Source organism: Pandoraea bronchicola (genome assembly GCF_902459805.1).
GTDB lineage: Bacteria > Pseudomonadota > Gammaproteobacteria > Burkholderiales > Burkholderiaceae > Pandoraea > Pandoraea bronchicola.
Genome location: NZ_CABPST010000007.1, coordinates 142,224 through 158,066, shown reverse-complemented (window position 1 = coordinate 158,066; position 15,843 = coordinate 142,224). Strand labels below are relative to the sequence as shown.

Sequence of the window (15,843 nt, the reverse complement as noted above, 5' to 3'; positions counted from 1 at the left end):
GATGTTCGCAGTGGCACCGAGCGTCTATGAAGATACGAAATTTCCTGTCCGCACTCCTTCGTCAGCGCCTCCTGCTTCCACGTACACGCCAGTTGGCACAGCAATTCGGCACACGACCACTTGCGCGTACCTCGGCACGTCCTGTCGACATCGTCGTGGAGATGGTGTCCGACGACTACTACTTCTGTCTGTTGGGGAACGTCTGCTCGGCATTGCGCCAGCGCGCGGAATTACGTATCGAGCAGCACGTGTTCGCCACGATTCGCGTCGGCATGACGCACTCCGCGCGAGCTCTGCTACCCGCCTTGTTCCCACTCAACCGACTTCATAGCGCGCCCTGGCGCGAGATGTACGATACCTTCTGTAATGGCCTCGGTTTTCATGCACAATCGTTCGCTCCCCTGAACGATCTGACGGACGCCGCGCGCAGCCTGAAAGCATGGCGTGCTATCAAGCGAGGCGAAACGCTCAAGCCGCTGCGTATCGACGGCATCCTCGTCGGCGACCTAATCAACGACACGTATCTTCGCTTCCGGCCAGCCAAGACAGTGGACACGAGCGATACGTTTCTGTGGTACCTGCTGTGGCAGACATTTCGCGGCGTGCGCCGCGCACGAGCGTATTTCCGCCGTGAAATGCCCGCGCTCTACCTGACCTCGTACAGCACCTACATTCAGCATGGTGTTCCGGCCCGTGTCGCGCTGGACGAGGGCATCGCCGTCCACGCGTTCGGCAACCTCCAGGAGTTCACCAAGCGGCTGCACCGTCATGATATCGTGCACACCCGCAATCCGGACGACTATCGAGAGCGCTACTATGCCCAGCCCGATCCATCCGAAGGGCGGGCGGCCGCAGAGCGGAACCTGTCGTTGCGCCTGAGTGGCGGAGTCGATACGGCGACGGCCTATATGGCCAAGTCCGCCTATCAGGATACCGGGGCGGCAGTGCCGGATGTCCGCGGCGCTGCGGTCGTCTTCTTGCACGACTTCTTTGATAGTCCGCACATCTATCGGAATATGGTGTTCCCGGACTTCTGGCAATGGGCATGCTTCACCATCGACACGCTAACCGAAAGCGGTATTCCGTTTTTCGTCAAACCCCATCCGAATCAGGTGGGGCCGAGTGCACTGGTATTGCGCGAGCTTCGGGAGCGTTACCCATCCCTGCAACTGATCCCGACGGCCGTGACGAATCGTCAGCTTGCCGATGCCGGTATTGCCTGCGCGATTACCGTTTACGGCACGATCGGACATGAAATGGCGTATCTGGGCGTGCCGTCGATCGCCTGTGCACACCACCCGCACGTCGCGTTCGACATCTGCAAGACCGCAACAAGTGTCGAAGAATACGCTTCGCTGCTTCGCCGTGCGCTGACATTGCCGGTCGACCCCGTCCTCCTGCGCGAGCAGGCGCTCCAGTTCTATTACAGCCACAACCTCGCGCAGCCGCCTGAGGCTCTGGCGTTGCGCGACGCCATGGTGCGCGCCTGGAAATTGAGCCACGACCACGAGGTGTCAGCCCAGGAGCTGCAGGACGCTTTCCGGACCATGCGCGAACTGCCAGGCTTCACTGCAGTGATCGACGAATTTCTGGCCATTGTCCAGCATAGAGGCAACCGGGCCGCCGTATCGACGAAAACCACCGGCGAGCCCAACGAAAGCGCATCGAGAATCCTATGAAAATCTGCATCATCGATACGTACTACGCGAGGATGCTGGCAGCGCATTATGCGCGTCACCCGGGCCTTCAAGGCGCATCCTACGCCGCGCAGCATAAATCTCTGATCGACGGCTGCTACGGGACATCCGACTTCTATTCCCGGCACCTGAGCGAACTCGGCTGCGAGGTCAAGGACGTCATCGCCAACAGCGCCGGGCTGCAACGCACGTGGGCGCGCGAACACGGTGTCGCATACAGCGAGTTGGCGCTGCGCGTCCCGCCAAAGTTCTTCCGCGTACCACTCGTCGGCAGTTGGCTTGCCGGCCTGCCAGGACTCATGGATATCGCGCTGGGACAGATCCGCGCCTATCGTCCAGATGTTCTCTACTGCCAGGACATCAGTTTCTTTCCAGGACATATCCTGGAAAGACTGAGGGCCGATGTGGGCCTGATCGTCGGTCAGATTGCGGCGCCGTTACCACCCGATTCATTCATCAAGGGCTATGATCTGATATTGACGTCGTTCCCGCACTTTGTTGATCGTCTGCGGGGAATGGGTTGCGCCTCCGAGTACTTCCGAATCGGCTTCGACACCCGCGTGCTGTCACTATTGGGAACTGTCCAGAAGGACATCGACTCCAGTTTCGTCGGCGGCATCAGCCGGCATCATCTGAAAGCGGTCCCGCTGCTCGATACGCTTGCGAAATCGACCGATATTGCATTCTTCGGCTATGGCGCCGAGCAATTGCCGGCCAGTTCGCCGATTCGCCAGCGGCACCACGGCGAGGTATGGGGCATGGATATGTACCGCGCCCTAGCACGTAGCCGGGTCACCGTGAATCGGCACATCAATGTCGCAGAGAACAACGCCAACAATATGCGCCTGTATGAAGCGACCGGCGTGGGCGCTGCATTGCTGACCGACAAGAAGGATAATCTCGGCGAACTTTTCGAGATCGATAAGGAAATCATTACGTACAGCACCGCTGCGGAAGCCGTGGAGAAGATCCGATACTACAAGGATCACCCAGACGAAGCCGACGCAATCGCGCGTGCCGGTCAGGCACGAACGCTGAAGGAACACACCTATGCGCTTCGCATGGCGGAACTCCTGCCGATCCTGAAAAAGCATTTCAAGCGACCTTCCGCCCGACGGGCTGCCGCATGACAACACTTCAGAAAACCACCGCAGAGTGCCGCACCCCAGCTTCTGCCTCTGCGACGACGCACACGCATTACTGCACGCTCTTTGACAGGAACTACCTGATCAAAGGCGTGGCAATGATAACCTCGTTGTACGCCCACAGTCCCGACTCGCGAATCCATGTCCTTTGCATGGACGACGACACACATGCCATCTTAAGTCGCATGCAGCTACCGGGCGTGGCGTCATTGATTCATTTATCCGAACTAGAAACGCCCGAACTGCTGGAAGTCAAAAGCAAGCGCAGCGTCGCCGAGTATTGCTGGACGCTTTCGCCTTCGCTGCCTTGGCACGTCCTGAACGCGCACCCCGAGATCGATTGCATCACCTATCTTGACGCCGATCTGTACTTCTACTCGCCGGTGCAGCCATTGCTCGACGAAATCGGCGATAGCTCGGTCGCGATCATCGAGCATCGCTTCATACCGCGCTTGCAGCATCTCGATGTGAAAGGGAGATTCTGCGTCGAATGGGTGACCTTCAAGCGCGACGAGACCGGCATGGCGTGTCTTAACCGCTGGCGCGAGCAGTGCATCGAATGGTGCTACAACCGCCTTGAAGAAAACCGCATGGGCGATCAGAAGTATCTCGACGCCTGGCCGGACATGTGGCCCTCGGTCTGCATTCTGCGGCACTCGGGAGCGGGGGTCGCGCCGTGGAACTACGCTCGCTATGAAATCGGCGTCAATGCGCAACAACAGATCCAGGTGGACGGCGCACCTCTGGTGTTCTATCACTTCCACCAGTTCCAGATATTGCGTGGCAATCGATTCGACCGCCTCTCCACTTACTACACCGTGGAGCGACCAGCGCCGGAGTCGATCTATAAGCGTTACGAAACCACAATCGGTGAGACGCTAGCAAATATCCGTCGAGTTTCGCCAGGGTTTTCAGACGGCGTGAAGCCGTGGCTACCGGTGTACATTCGGCGACTCGTCAACAACTACGCACCGTTCTGGCTGAAGGAACGTGTCAAATCGTTGATGAGCAAGGTTCGCTAGTTTGCGCAGGTTAGTCATTCATGAAAATCACAATTATTACCGTCACGTACAACAGCGCCGCCACGGTCGCCGATACCTTGCGAGCCGTGGACGCGCAACGATATCCGCACATCGAGCACATCATCGTCGATGGCGCCTCGAAGGACGGCACGCTGGATATCGTCGCTCAGTTTCCGCAACCGTGGCGGCGCGTGTATTCGGCCCCGGACAAGGGCATCTACGATGCCATGAACAAGGGGCTGAAGTTGGCAACGGGTGACGTGATCGGCTTCCTGAATTCCGACGATGCGTACGCGGATGAAACGGTCGTGCAGCAGATCGCCGATGCCTTCAATGTGCAGGGCGGCCCCCAAGTGGAAGCATGCTATGCGGATTTGGTTTATGTGAGCGATCTGCGCAGCAGCACGATTGTGCGCTACTGGAAGAGCCGGCCGTATATTCCCGGCACATGCGCCAAGGGATGGATGCCCGCACACCCGACGTTTTACGTACGCAAACACGTTTTCGATGCTTTCGGCGGATTTGACCTAGCTTTCCCCCGACAAGCGGATTTCGAGTTGTGCCTGCGGTTCCTTGATATCCACCGCATCACCACGGCTTACACGCCGAGAGTATGGGTACGGATGCGTACCGGCGGTGTGTCCAACAACAGCGTACGTGGTGTACTAAAAGGCAACTGGGAAGCCTATCTAGCGTGCCGTAAGAACGGCATTCCTGTGACGCCGTTCTTTATGGCGCGAAAGATCCTGTCGCGAATCCCTCAGTTCATTTTCAAAGGCGCCCGTTAAGCGACGAGTCGTACGCTGCTAACTGATGCGCGCGATAGGCCAAGATTTCGCAAGCAAATAAACCGACGCCCCTTGTAGGGCGCGGGGACTTGCAGAGCTCGGCCGCACTGCCGGAGTCAAATTTGGTGGAGCGGAGGAGGATCGAACTCCCGACCTTCGCATTGCGAACGCGACGCTCTCCCAGCTGAGCTACCGCCCCACACGAAGCAACGATTATAGCGATTTTTTTGGGCACAACGAGCAGCCGACAAAAACGCTCGGGTTTTCGGTTTCCCCTGCAAAAACCGGAGGTGCCAACGCCCCGCCCTCTTCTCGGCTGCAGCCCGAACCTCAGGCCGTCCCCCAATTCCCCTTCATCCCCTTGATGGACGGGACTTTCGGCGCTTTCGCGACCACCGTTTTCTGGGCCCGGAGATATCGCGCCACGACGTCCCAGACCGGCTCGCCCTGTGCGCCTTCGGCTACCGGTGCCCAGCCGGCTACCTTGTACGTCTTGCCCGCCTCGATCAGCTTGCCGTTCAGACGCATCTCCGTGATGCGCTGCCCCATCGGGGCCATCGGATCAATCGTGTAATCCATCCCGCCCACACGCACCATGTCCCCGCCCTGTTGGTAGTACGGATCGGGGTTGAACAGATTATCGGCCACGTCTTCGAGCACCGTCTTGATCGTCTCGCCGGTCATCGGCGTGAGCGTCGTATACGGATAGGTGACTGCCGTCTGGTCAAGCAGTTGCTCCATCGTGATCGTCGCGCCCGGCAGTAGCGATGTCCCCCAGCGGAATCCGGGGGAGAAGCCGATTTCGGCGTCCTTCTCGGCCATCACCGCATCGAGCAGCAACTGGTCGAAGGTGCCGTTGAAGTTGCCCCGGCGGTACAGCACGCCCTCCGTCACCGCCAGCGGCTCGGCCAGCTTCGCCGCAAACGGTGCACGCACGCGCTCGATGAGCGCCTGCATCTGCGCGTCGGCAGGCAGCAGATTGGCGAACACCGGCAGCAACTTGTAGCGGAAATCCACCGGCTTGCCGCCCTTCACGTCGAAGTCGAGCACCGCCAGGAACTTGCCGTTCGACCCGGCATTGGTGACGAGTGTCTTGCCGCCAGCGTTTTCCACGACGACCGGCTTCGGCACGCCATCGTGCGTGTGGCCGCCCATGATCGCGTCGATGCCGCGCACGCGCGACGCCAGCTTCAGATCCACATCCATGCCGTTGTGCGACAACACAACCACGACCTGCGCGCCCTTGCCGCGCACTTCGTTGACCATCGACTGCAAGCGTTCTTCCTGAATGCCGAACGTCCAATCCGGCACGAAGTAGCGCGGGTTCGCGATCGGCGTGTATGGGAATGCCTGCCCGATGATCGCCACCGGCACGCCATTCATCGTCTTGATCGTATAGGGCGCGAAGACCGGGTCGCCGAAATCGTTCGTCTGCACGTTCTGCGCAACGAAGTCGATCTTGCCCTTGAGTTGCTCCTCGACCACGGACTTCACGCGATCCGCCCCGTACGTGAATTCCCAGTGCGCCGTCATGACATCGACGCCCAACGCGAGCGTGGCGTCGACCATGTCCTGGCCCTTCGTCCACATGGCCGTGCCGGACCCTTGCCAGGTATCGCCGCCATCGAGCAACAACGCACCGGGGCGCGACGCCTTCATGCGCTTGACCAGCGTGGCCAGATGCGCGAACCCGCCGACCTTGCCGTACGTGCGTGTCGCCGCTGCGAAATCGAGGTAGGTGAATGCATACGCATCAGGCGTGCCGGGACGCAGACCATACGCCTTGAGGAACGCTTCACCCACGAGATGCGGCGGCTTGTTGGCCTGATCCCCGATGCCCAGATTGACGCTCGGTTCACGGAAGTAAATCGGCAGCAACTGCGCATGGCAGTCGGTGAAGTGCAGCAGGTGCACGTTACCGAACTTCGGCAGATCGTAGAACGCCGCAGCCGCCTTGGCCGCCGCCGTCTCATGATGCGACAGCGCCATCCCTCCGGCTGCCGCCACCGCCAACACCTGCATGAACTCGCGTCGATTCATTTCGTCTCCGTAGCGCACACGTCGTGCGGCTCGCCTGATTTATCGTTATTCGATGAGATCCGTCGGGGCGGGTTCGGATCGCGCCCCCCATTCGTCACGGCCATTGTGCAGCGACCGTTCAGCGTGGATTCCGTGACGACCGTGCCACGCCCCTTCGCTGACTCGACCCGCTAACTCGGCCCGCTGACTCACGTCGTTGAGTCAGCGGGCCGAGTCACACGTCCGAGTCACGTTGTTATTTCCCCGCGTAGTCCGCGAGCGCCGCCACATCCTCGCCGAACATCTCGCCCACTTCCTTGCGCAACACCTTGCCGTTGCGCCCGATCACATACAGCTCCGGCAATCCGCGACGCTTACCCAGCGCCGCCTGCCACGCGTCGTTCTCCATGCCGGCAGGGAACGTGTACCCATGCGCCTTCAGATAGTCGACGGCTTCCTGCGGCTTCTTGTCGATCGAGAGCGTGACGATCTGAATTGGTTTGCCGCGCGTGGCCTCGTATAGCTTTTGCAGATGCGGGTTCTGCTGCGCGCAGAACGGGCACCACGACGCCCAGTACTCCACGATCACCGTGCGGTCCTTGAACGCGCTGGCGGGCAGCGTCTTGCCGTCGAGCAACGTGAGCGACGGCAGCGTGACCGTATCACCGACCTCGAGCGCATGAACCGGTGTACCCAGAACCGTCGCCCCCACGGCTAACGCCACGCCCACTCCCGCCCTCATGCGCCTGAGCACCGCGATACCGGCGCGTCGTGCCATCTGGCGCGCTGGAAGCGCCGCGCAGACGTCGACAGCGGCGCGCACCGAACTCAGCGTCAATGGCGCACCCACTCGCCAGAAGGCTGTGCGCGCAGCAGGGGTCTCGGCGCCGGAGGCGAGCCCACGCGCACCTCGCCGCCAACCCTGCACGCGGGAACGTTGCGACGGACCGCTGAGATCAGCTGCCCGTATCGGATATTTCAGGGATGTCATGCAGCACTCCGGAAGCCGGCTGCGACCCCGATCGGAAAGATCCCGGGTCGCGCGCCGCAACGGCAATGACTTACTGGTTCACAGGCGAAGCCGGATCGAGCAACAGCGCCATGACGTCCTTCAACTGCTGTTCCGTCAGGATGCCCGCCGCACCGAAGCGCGGCATGTTCGAACACGCCATGTAGCTATGCGAGTCGTAGACCTTCGCCCACGTGTACTTGAGCACCTCGGGCGAATCGCCGCGCAGCTTGCCGTAGTTGTACAGCGACGGTCCGATGTTGCCGAACGAGATCTCGCTCTTGGTCAACTGATGGCACGCGTAGCAGTTGCCGCCATTGACGGTGTCCGCCTTGTCGGTGAACTGCATGCCGCGCCCGTTCTGTGCGACCTTCTCGCCTTCCTTCCAGTCGCCAAGATACTTGCCGTCGGCCGGTGCCTTGACGTTCGCCAGTTCGGCCTTTTGGAGACGCTCCGCAATCTTCGCCGGCATCGGCTTGACCGCATACTGCGTGCACAACTTCTGCAATTCGCTTTGATCGATGCGATCGAGCTGGGCAATGCCCGATGCGCGGAACGAGTCGCGCAGCTCCTGCACGACCGCCGCATCGGTTGTACCGGTGACGAGCTTCGTGCCCTCGCCCTGGGCGAACGCCATGCCGACGACGAGTGCCCCCGCCGCTGCCAGCGCGACGCTCGTCGCGCGCAATGCGAATGATGTCATGGGTGTGCCTCGTGGTCGGTCAGCGCTTCAGGCCGGGGGCGTCCATCTTGCCGCCGTTGGCCATCACACCGAGGAAGGTAATCAGATCGATCGACGCCTGCGAGCCGTAATTCAGCTCCGGCATGCGCTGCTGACGGAAGCAGTCGTACATGCGCCACTGGATCGTGCGCAGTGCGCCTTGCGAGACTCGATAGCCCGGCCACGTCGCAAACGCCTGACGCGCCGCAGCGGGTTTGGTCAGGTTCGGCAGATCCTGGAGGCGAATGCGCTTGTCGTCCGCCCCGTGGCACGACGCGCACGAGAAATCGTACGGACCCGCGCGGTAATAGAAAATCTTCTGGCCACGCGCGTAGGCTTCCTTCTCTTCCTTGCGCGACTGCGGCACATGAATGATTGCGCCGCGCGACTGACCGGCCACATAGGCGGTGAGTGCCTCGAGATCGGTCGGGTCCTGACCTTCCTTGGAGAACGGTTGCTTGATGACGTCTGCCCGCTTGAAGCCCTGCAGATTCACCATGCATTCGACGATGCGCGACTCGGCGTCGAGCACACGTTTCGTATCGGGGAAGTAACGCGGCAGTTGGGCGTAGACGTCCTTGACGACGCCTGGCCCCAGGCCCAGATCGCACTGGGCGAGCGACACGTTGTTCGGCCCGCGCGGTGTCTTCCAGAGGGCTTCGCCGCGCATTTCGATCAGCTCTGCCGGGTTGCCGTCCGCGAGCATCTCACGGTATTGCGCGATGGCGTCGGCCGTCGAGCTATCGGCAGCGTAGACGGTGGCTACGGGGGCGCTGGCTCCCGCGATGGCGAGCATGCCGCCGAGCACAGTCCGGCGCAGCCATGCTGCGTGACGTGGGGTGCTCACCCGTGCGCTATGTTGCGCCTCAAGCATCTGACTCTCCTCGTTGTGGGGTTGTTCGGCGCACAACGGAGAAGGTCCCCGCCAGCGCCACCGCGCACCCCCGGCATTCACCCCGTCAGGCGACGGTCGCCTCGTCGGTACGCGAGTCGCCCTTGTTGTCGGTCCACGTCACCGTGACCTTGTCGCCCTTTTTGCCGCCCTTGAACTTGAACGACATGAACGGGTCTTTCGAAACCGCCGGACCCCATTCGGCCGTCAGCACCGTCTTGCCGTTGCAGGTGACCGTGACCGTCTGGATGAAGTGTGCGGGGATGATGTTACCGGAAGCGTCTTTGCGCTGACCGGTTTCCATGATGTGGCTCATCAGCGCCTTGACCTCGACGACACCGCCGGCCTCGGTTGCGCGAATGCGCATCGGATTACCCATGTTGTGCTCCTCTAGCGTTCTTCGATGCGCCGCTCAACCGCCGCAACCGCCCAGCGTGACCTTGATTTCCTTCTCGGCCACGAGGTACTTGTTATCCGCCTTGACGAGCGCGTAGACCTTCGAGGTCTGGCCCATCTTCACGCGCGTGGTGACCGACGGCTCGGTGCCCTCAGGAATATCGAACGACGCGGCGAGCGTATTCGGATTCTTCTCGATCAGAATCGCGATCGATTGCGTGTTCGGCGCCTTGCTCGTGACCGCCACCGGCACGACCGCACCGTTCTCGGCAATGTCCGGGGCGGTCAGCACGACCAGGTCGCTGGGGCTCGCGCTCGTGCCGCCGAGCGCCTTGACCGTATCGGCCACGCTACGGGTCGCAAACGCCGCCTTGTTCCATTCCACCTGTGCCGCGCGCGCCTCTTCGGGCTTGATCAGCCCGGCGGCCACCGCCAGTCCCATTACCGCGGAAAACCGCAGCATGTCGCGTCGCTGTTGGTTCATCTCTGTATGTTTCCTCTCTGAAGGCCGCCGATGCGAAACGCGCGCAATACGCCGAACGCACCGGCCGCCGTTCGCTCGCCCGGCCTGCCGCCCAATACCGCATGACGGCCTGCCAGCGAGCCCCCTGCCCCGGCCTTACTTCGCCGGGGCGCCGGCCAGGACCCACTCAACGAGGATCTTGGCGTCGGCATCCGACAGGTTCGGGTGCGCCGGCATCGGGATCGGACCCCAGACGCCCGAACCGCCGCCCTTCACTTTCTTCACCAGCTTGGCCAAGGCATCCTTGTCGCCCTTGTACTTGGCGGCGACTTCCTGATAAGACGGGCCAACGAGCTTCTTGTCGACGGCGTGGCAACCCATACAGGCGTTGGCACCCGCGAGCTTGGTCGCCGCTGCAACGTCGACACCGGCATGCGCCAGCGAGGCGCCGGCCAGCATGGCCGCAGCGATCAGCATCTTCTTCATCGTATCTCCTTCGATTTGTGTAGGGGACGGGGTCCTGCGGCGGCCTGAGAACCCTGGCGCATCCGTCGGACACCCTGCCCGCTCAATGTGCACCACGGAGAATCCAGTCGACCATCGTGCGGACGTCGGTTTCGGCGACCTGTGCCTGAGGCGGCATTGGCATGCTGCCCCAGTTACCGGCACCTCCGGCACGTATCTTCGCCACCAGTTTTTCAGTCGCATCCGACTGCCCATGGTACTTGGTGGCGACCTCCGAGAAGGCGGGCCCGATCTTCTTGTCGGTCACGCCGTGACAGGCCAGACAACCGTTCTTGTCCGCAAGCGTTGCTGCCGGTGACGTCACAGCGGCGGTTTGGGCCGGCGCGTCCGGACTCGTCATGCCAAGCGTGACGAGAGCCGCCGTCTTGCGCACCGACGCATTTTGCGCGGCAGTGCCCGACAGCGGCGGCAGCTTCGTATCGACACCGCGCACCGGTCCGATGACCCGGTTCTGCGCGGCCAGATCCCCATGTGCGTCGCGGGCGTACGCAGGGAGTGCGGACGTCACGATACCAGCCTCAGGACAATCCTGCATACACGCCTTGTTATGAGTATCCGGTTTGTCGCCCACGCGCCACATGCCGTGCGCACGCGTCATGCCGTTGCGGTTGGGCATACTTTTCTGCACGTCGGCGATGTTCTTGTCGGACAGCACGAAGTCGGCCGGCACGATCTCGCCGAGATTCAGGATATAGGCCGTGACCGCATATACCTCGTCCGGCGTGAGCGAGCGCGGCGCATTCCACGGCATGGCGCGACGGATGTAATCCCATATCGTCGAGATCGTGTCGACCTTCATGAGCGTGGTGCGCACCGGCTGATTGTTCGCGCGCAGCGACGCCACATGACCCGTCTTGATGTCATCGGCCGTGGTGCCGCCCACGAGCGGGTTGAACACCTCGTTGCTCTCGCCGAACGTGCCGTGACACGACGCACAACGCGCGTCGAACAGCTTCTGGCCGTCGGCGACCGAACCCTGCCCCTTTGGCAACCCCTTGAAATCGGGACGCACATCGATGTCCCAGGCACTCAGTTCGGCCGGGGTGGCGTCGCGGCCGATCCCGGAAGGTGCTTTCACCCTGGCGGGTGCCGACGATGCCGTCTGCACGGGTTGGGACACATTGGCCGGGGCCGCCTTCGCCGACGCCGAGAGCCACGCTGCGACGGTCAGCCCGGCGAGCGTCAATGCACCGGCCCAGAGTGCGGCGATGGCCACCGCCTGTGCGCGACGTCGCCTATTGCGGGGCGACTTGCGTTCAATCGACGTGAACATTGGTCACCTCCCCGCTTGCCGCCACCTGCCACGTCTGGATAGCGTTGTTGTGATAAATCGACTTGGTGCCACGCACCTCACGTAGCTGCCGATAGCGAGGCTGCACGAAGCCTGTCTCGTCGACGGCGCGGCTTTGCAGCAACGCAGGCGAGCCGTCCCACTGCCAGTCGAAGTTGAAACGCGTGAGGCACTTCGGCAGCACGGGCGACTCGATCCTCGCCGCGCGCCAGGACTTTCCGCCGTCGGTCGAGACGTCGACGCGTTTGATGCGCCCACGGCCCGACCAGGCGAGGCCGGTCACGTTGAAATAGCCGCGATCGAGCAGCGCCTGCCCCCCCGAGGGCGACGTGATGACCGACTTGCACTCCTGAATCGAGGTGTATTGGCGATGCTGACCGTCCGGCATCAGGTCGACGTAGTGACTGGTCTCATCCTTGGTATTCCACGGCGCATCGCCCACTTTGATGCGGCGCAGCCATTTCACCCACGACACCCCTTGCACGCCGGGCACGACCAGGCGCAGCGGATAGCCGTTTTCGGGGCGCAGCATTTCGCCATTCATGCCCCAGGCGACGAGCACATCCGAGAGCGCCGCCTCCATCGAGATGGTGCGGGTCATGCCGGAACCGTCACCGCCTTCGGCAAGCACGAACTGGCCCCGCTTGGTGTCGGCGCCCACGTCGTCGAGCAGCACGGACAGCGGCACCCCTGTGAATTCGCAGCACGACAGCATGCCGTGCGTGTACTGAACGGTCGGCACCGCCGCGTTGCCCCACTCCATGCCGGTGTTCGCGCCGCATTCGATGAAGTGCATGCGCGACACCGAAGGCAGACGCATGATGTCGTCCATCGTGTACACCTTCGCTTCGCGCACGAGGCCATGCACCATCAGGCGATGCTGTGTGGGATCGATCTCCTGCCAGCCCTGATGGTGACGCTCGAAGTGCAGGCCGCTCGGCGTGATGATGCCGAACAGACCCTGTAGCGGAGCAAAGGCGACCGAGGCCTGTGCCGTCTGCGTGAGACCCGGCGACTGACGGCGTTGCAGGTTCGCTTCGTACTTCGACGGCACGCCGTACGGACGTGCTGCGACCGGCTGGCCCAGCGACGTGGCCCAGGGACGCGGCTCGAGAATCATCGGGTCTCCGGCGTCGGCCGGCGCGTCGGCGGCAAAGGCAGCACCGCCCGCGAGTGCAGCACCGGCGGCCAGAAAGCTGCGTTGCAGGAAGCTGCGTCGTGTGGGGTTCAACCCGTCGCGGGCGATATCGACGGCGAGGGTGCTGTCGACGAAATTCTCCGGAGCGCGACGCAAACGGCCGGCTCGCGATGTGCTATCGCTGGTCTTGCTCACCCCTGTCTCCTCGCGTTTTGTGGCGCCGCCAGCATCGCGAAGACACTGGCGGCTTACCGCTTTTGTTCGAGCTGATGGACGCGGTCTCGTTGCCGCGCTGTCTTACGGGTCTTGCATTGCTGCGGTGCTACGGTTTCACAACGGCCTGCGGCGTGCCTCAGTTCGCGCGCGGCATGAAGCCATCGACGGCACGCTCCGGCAGGGCCTCCTCCTCGATTCGGCCGGCGACCTGCACGCACACGGCGCGACAGATCTCGACCACCCCGGTATCTGCGATCGTGTAATACACCTGATTCCCGTCGCGACGGCGCGCCAGCACACCCGCCTGATACATCGCCCCGAGATGCCGCGATACGTTCGTCTGCGACGAACCCACTTGCGTCACGACCTCGTTCACCGAGCGCTCGCCGCCGCACAGCGCGTGCAGAATCCGTAACCGGGTCGGCTCGGAGAGCAGGCTGAAGTAGTGCGACACCTTTTCGAATACGCGATCGAGTTCTTCCATGACGGTCAGTCTTTGAGTTCGTGTGAAGGCACTGAAAATGCCGTATATGCCCACATACGCATATACGGATAATCAAAATAACGGGCGACAGAAGCAAGCTGCACTGCAACATGTCGGACCCCGATGCATCTCGCCGGACGGCCGGATTTTCGCGTCCGCGAAACGCATTTCCGTGTATACGTCCGGATATAGCGCGAGACGCCGCATACGATTGCAGCACGTGCAACGCCACGCCCGCTGGCAGACGCAGCGATATGCATGACGACACGGCGGATTGAGACATCAGGGAAAAACCCGATAAGAAAAGTGACAGGGGACGGCACGCCGGAGCAACGTATTCAGCGTACTGCGTCCCTTGGAGAGGGGAATGACGCGGGGCGTCGGCCCCGCCTCACTCGAATTGATACGACCAGTTCGCGTTGAACCGCAGCGGCCGGTTCGGCGAGTTGGTCGGGGCGTCGGCCATCGGTTTGGCTACCGACAGGTCGAGCGAGTAGTACTTGCTGTCAGATATCCGGACACCCAGGCCGATAGAGGCGAGCTGGTTGTGAAACAACTGCCCGTAGTTCATGTAGACGCGAGCGGTATCGAGCATTAGATACGGCTGGATGGTCTTGAGAAAGCGGAAATCCGTGCGGAACATCCGGTTCAGCTCGATCGACGCCCCCCAGCCTTTGTCCCCGGCGATTTCGCCCGCCGGATAGCCGAGGCCGAAGCGCTGGCCGCCGAACGTTGCCTGCTCGGACGTGGGCAGCGTGTTGCTGCTGTACTGTGCGCCGGCCGAGACGATGACACCGAATTCCCACGGCAGGACAACGCCTTGCTTGCCATCGAAGGTGAAGCGCCAGAAAGCCAGATCGTAGGGGCCGAGTATTTGCGCCACGCCCGCGGGCTGCGTCGTATAGGACTGGCTCGCGCCCATCCCGTTGAAGCCCTTGAACACCCCCAGTGTGGCGCTGCGGGTCTGTTTGTCGGTGACTTCGTTGTACGCAAGTTGCACTTGCCCCGCGCGCACGTTCGTCTGCGAATTGATGTTGTTCGGCGAATTCGGCACTTCGTAGCGATCACGCGAATTCACGCCGTACATGCCACCGCTGACCGTCAGGCTGCGCTGATTGTTCAGCAGAATCGGGTACGACATGCTCACTGCGAGCCGCTTGGTATCGAGATGCCGCGTGAGTCCGGCAAGCGCCTGATCGTCCGGCTGGCCGCGATAGTGCGACGCATCGATGCGCGCCTGAAGGCCGTTCGAGCCCAGCGGCTGGATGTACGACGCCGCATAGAACTCTTCGTCGTTATGCCCCTTCGGGGCGATGGCCGTGAGTTGAATCTGCTCGCCGAGCGGCGTGAGCGCGTTGCTCGTCACCGTAAACACGCCGCGAATGCCGGGGTTGTTATACGAGAGCGACGTGCCCAACGCCACGGGCTGGCGCGACACGTCCAGCGAAAGTTCGGTCGCGCCGTCGGTCTGCGTGGGTGGCTGCACGTCGGCCTTGATCTTCATGCCGGGTACGAGCGTGAGCAGGTTCAGGTAACGCTCGAACGTCGCGCGCTTGAGCGGTCGTTCCGCTTCGATATGCGCGGCGATGTCATGCAGGCGCTGCTCCGAAGGCCCCGGTTTGCCGGTGATTTTCGTGCTCGAGATATAGCCTTCGACGATGGTCACGCGCACGAAGCCATCGTTGAAATCCTGGGCCGGGACGAACGCGAAGGACAGCAGGTAGCCCGCGTCCTGATACATCTTCGTGACCTGATTGGCCTTCTCGACCAGATCGCCAATGGTCACTTCCTTGCCCGCCATCGGCGCGAAAAGCCCGGCCACCGATTCGAACGGCAGCGACTTGACGCCTTCGATGCCGAAACGCTGGGGCGTTATCTTGCGGGCGAGCAGCGACTTGAGCGCGTCTTCCTGCGTCGGCGCCTGAATGTGGAGGGTGGCGGCCGGCGCCTTGGGTGCCTCGATCTTCGGAAGACTCTGCAGCGGATCGCCGCGCACCGGGCTGGCATCGGCCCAGGCTTGTTGCGCACTCAACAGGC

At 62.2% G+C, this 15,843-nt stretch carries 15 protein-coding genes and 1 tRNA gene; 4 read left to right on the top strand and 12 right to left on the bottom strand.

The genetic code is table 11. The annotated features are described in order from the left end of the window. Window positions 1–26 precede the first annotated feature (26 nt). The 4 genes from PBR20603_RS14880 to PBR20603_RS14865 are packed head-to-tail and all read left to right on the top strand — an operon-like array spanning window position 27 to window position 4,652. Window positions 27–1,679: a hypothetical protein gene (locus PBR20603_RS14880; protein WP_150560287.1), complete on the top strand. Its 1,653-nt coding sequence runs from the start codon at window positions 27–29 to the stop codon at window positions 1,677–1,679. Beyond that, window positions 1,676–2,827, top strand: a complete 1,152-nt coding sequence (locus PBR20603_RS14875; protein WP_150560286.1) for a CgeB family protein — start codon at window positions 1,676–1,678, stop codon at window positions 2,825–2,827. Before PBR20603_RS14880 ends, PBR20603_RS14875 begins: the two co-directional genes overlap by 4 nt. After that, on the top strand, window positions 2,824–3,864 hold the full coding sequence (locus tag PBR20603_RS14870) for a glycosyltransferase family protein (RefSeq protein WP_150560285.1): 1,041 nt from the start codon (window positions 2,824–2,826) through the stop codon (window positions 3,862–3,864). The genes PBR20603_RS14875 and PBR20603_RS14870 overlap by 4 nt, the downstream gene beginning before the upstream one ends. Before the next feature lie 20 nt (window positions 3,865–3,884). Next, window positions 3,885–4,652: a glycosyltransferase family 2 protein gene (locus PBR20603_RS14865; protein ID WP_150560284.1), complete on the top strand. Its 768-nt coding sequence runs from the start codon at window positions 3,885–3,887 to the stop codon at window positions 4,650–4,652. Window positions 4,653–4,775: 123 nt separating this feature from the next. Here PBR20603_RS14865 and PBR20603_RS14860 read toward each other — a convergent pair. The 12 genes from PBR20603_RS14860 to PBR20603_RS14805 all read right to left on the bottom strand — a co-directional run bounded on the left by PBR20603_RS14860 (window position 4,776) and on the right by PBR20603_RS14805 (window position 15,838). Further along, a tRNA-Ala gene (locus tag PBR20603_RS14860) sits at window positions 4,776–4,851 on the bottom strand. Window positions 4,852–4,982: 131 nt separating this feature from the next. Continuing rightward, on the bottom strand, window positions 4,983–6,692 hold the full coding sequence (gene soxB / locus PBR20603_RS14855) for a thiosulfohydrolase SoxB (RefSeq protein ID WP_150560283.1): 1,710 nt from the start codon (window positions 6,690–6,692) through the stop codon (window positions 4,983–4,985). A 235-nt stretch (window positions 6,693–6,927) separates the two neighbouring features. Further along, on the bottom strand, window positions 6,928–7,662 hold the full coding sequence (locus tag PBR20603_RS14850; RefSeq protein WP_425495818.1) for a TlpA family protein disulfide reductase: 735 nt from the start codon (window positions 7,660–7,662) through the stop codon (window positions 6,928–6,930). Window positions 7,663–7,732: 70 nt separating this feature from the next. After that, on the bottom strand, window positions 7,733–8,383 hold the full coding sequence (gene soxX, locus PBR20603_RS14845; RefSeq protein WP_150560282.1) for a sulfur oxidation c-type cytochrome SoxX: 651 nt from the start codon (window positions 8,381–8,383) through the stop codon (window positions 7,733–7,735). Window positions 8,384–8,402: 19 nt separating this feature from the next. Beyond that, window positions 8,403–9,275: a sulfur oxidation c-type cytochrome SoxA gene (gene soxA / locus PBR20603_RS14840; protein ID WP_246174697.1), complete on the bottom strand. Its 873-nt coding sequence runs from the start codon at window positions 9,273–9,275 to the stop codon at window positions 8,403–8,405. 85 nt (window positions 9,276–9,360) lie between these two features. Further along, complete coding sequence (soxZ, locus tag PBR20603_RS14835) at window positions 9,361–9,672, bottom strand: thiosulfate oxidation carrier complex protein SoxZ (RefSeq protein ID WP_150560281.1); 312 nt, start codon at window positions 9,670–9,672, stop codon at window positions 9,361–9,363. Window positions 9,673–9,705: 33 nt separating this feature from the next. Beyond that, complete coding sequence (gene soxY, locus PBR20603_RS14830; RefSeq protein ID WP_150560280.1) at window positions 9,706–10,173, bottom strand: thiosulfate oxidation carrier protein SoxY; 468 nt, start codon at window positions 10,171–10,173, stop codon at window positions 9,706–9,708. Window positions 10,174–10,308: 135 nt separating this feature from the next. After that, window positions 10,309–10,638, bottom strand: coding sequence for a c-type cytochrome (locus PBR20603_RS14825; RefSeq protein ID WP_150560279.1), 330 nt, complete (start codon window positions 10,636–10,638; stop codon window positions 10,309–10,311). 82 nt (window positions 10,639–10,720) lie between these two features. Next, a complete protein-coding gene (locus PBR20603_RS14820) occupies window positions 10,721–11,950 on the bottom strand; it encodes a c-type cytochrome (protein WP_150560278.1) in 1,230 nt (409 codons plus the stop codon). Then, window positions 11,934–13,301 carry a sulfite dehydrogenase gene (soxC, locus tag PBR20603_RS14815; RefSeq protein ID WP_150560277.1) on the bottom strand — a complete coding sequence of 456 codons (1,368 nt, stop codon included), beginning with the start codon at window positions 13,299–13,301 and terminating at the stop codon, window positions 11,934–11,936. Before soxC ends, PBR20603_RS14820 begins: the two co-directional genes overlap by 17 nt. A gap of 157 nt (window positions 13,302–13,458) precedes the next feature. Beyond that, the gene (locus PBR20603_RS14810; RefSeq protein ID WP_150560276.1) at window positions 13,459–13,806 is read right to left on the bottom strand and encodes an ArsR/SmtB family transcription factor; all 348 of its coding nucleotides are present in this window, start codon (window positions 13,804–13,806) and stop codon (window positions 13,459–13,461) included. A gap of 391 nt (window positions 13,807–14,197) precedes the next feature. Then, complete coding sequence (locus PBR20603_RS14805; protein WP_246174695.1) at window positions 14,198–15,838, bottom strand: ShlB/FhaC/HecB family hemolysin secretion/activation protein; 1,641 nt, start codon at window positions 15,836–15,838, stop codon at window positions 14,198–14,200. Window positions 15,839–15,843 lie beyond the last annotated feature (5 nt).

What these genes read in the sequence shown, in the direction of transcription:
- PBR20603_RS14880 (WP_150560287.1), top strand. Translation starts at nt 27, where the DNA reads ATGAAGATACGAAATTTCCTGTCCGCACTCCTTCGTCAGCGCCTCCTG.
- PBR20603_RS14875 (WP_150560286.1), top strand. Translation starts at nt 1,676, where the DNA reads ATGAAAATCTGCATCATCGATACGTACTACGCGAGGATGCTGGCAGCG.
- PBR20603_RS14870 (WP_150560285.1), top strand. Translation starts at nt 2,824, where the DNA reads ATGACAACACTTCAGAAAACCACCGCAGAGTGCCGCACCCCAGCTTCT.
- PBR20603_RS14865 (WP_150560284.1), top strand. Translation starts at nt 3,885, where the DNA reads ATGAAAATCACAATTATTACCGTCACGTACAACAGCGCCGCCACGGTC.
- soxB (WP_150560283.1), bottom strand. Translation starts at nt 6,692, where the DNA reads ATGAATCGACGCGAGTTCATGCAGGTGTTGGCGGTGGCGGCAGCCGGA.
- PBR20603_RS14850 (WP_425495818.1), bottom strand. Translation starts at nt 7,662, where the DNA reads ATGACATCCCTGAAATATCCGATACGGGCAGCTGATCTCAGCGGTCCG.
- soxX (WP_150560282.1), bottom strand. Translation starts at nt 8,383, where the DNA reads ATGACATCATTCGCATTGCGCGCGACGAGCGTCGCGCTGGCAGCGGCG.
- soxA (WP_246174697.1), bottom strand. Translation starts at nt 9,275, where the DNA reads ATGCTTGAGGCGCAACATAGCGCACGGGTGAGCACCCCACGTCACGCA.
- soxZ (WP_150560281.1), bottom strand. Translation starts at nt 9,672, where the DNA reads ATGGGTAATCCGATGCGCATTCGCGCAACCGAGGCCGGCGGTGTCGTC.
- soxY (WP_150560280.1), bottom strand. Translation starts at nt 10,173, where the DNA reads ATGAACCAACAGCGACGCGACATGCTGCGGTTTTCCGCGGTAATGGGA.
- PBR20603_RS14825 (WP_150560279.1), bottom strand. Translation starts at nt 10,638, where the DNA reads ATGAAGAAGATGCTGATCGCTGCGGCCATGCTGGCCGGCGCCTCGCTG.
- PBR20603_RS14820 (WP_150560278.1), bottom strand. Translation starts at nt 11,950, where the DNA reads ATGTTCACGTCGATTGAACGCAAGTCGCCCCGCAATAGGCGACGTCGC.
- PBR20603_RS14810 (WP_150560276.1), bottom strand. Translation starts at nt 13,806, where the DNA reads ATGGAAGAACTCGATCGCGTATTCGAAAAGGTGTCGCACTACTTCAGC.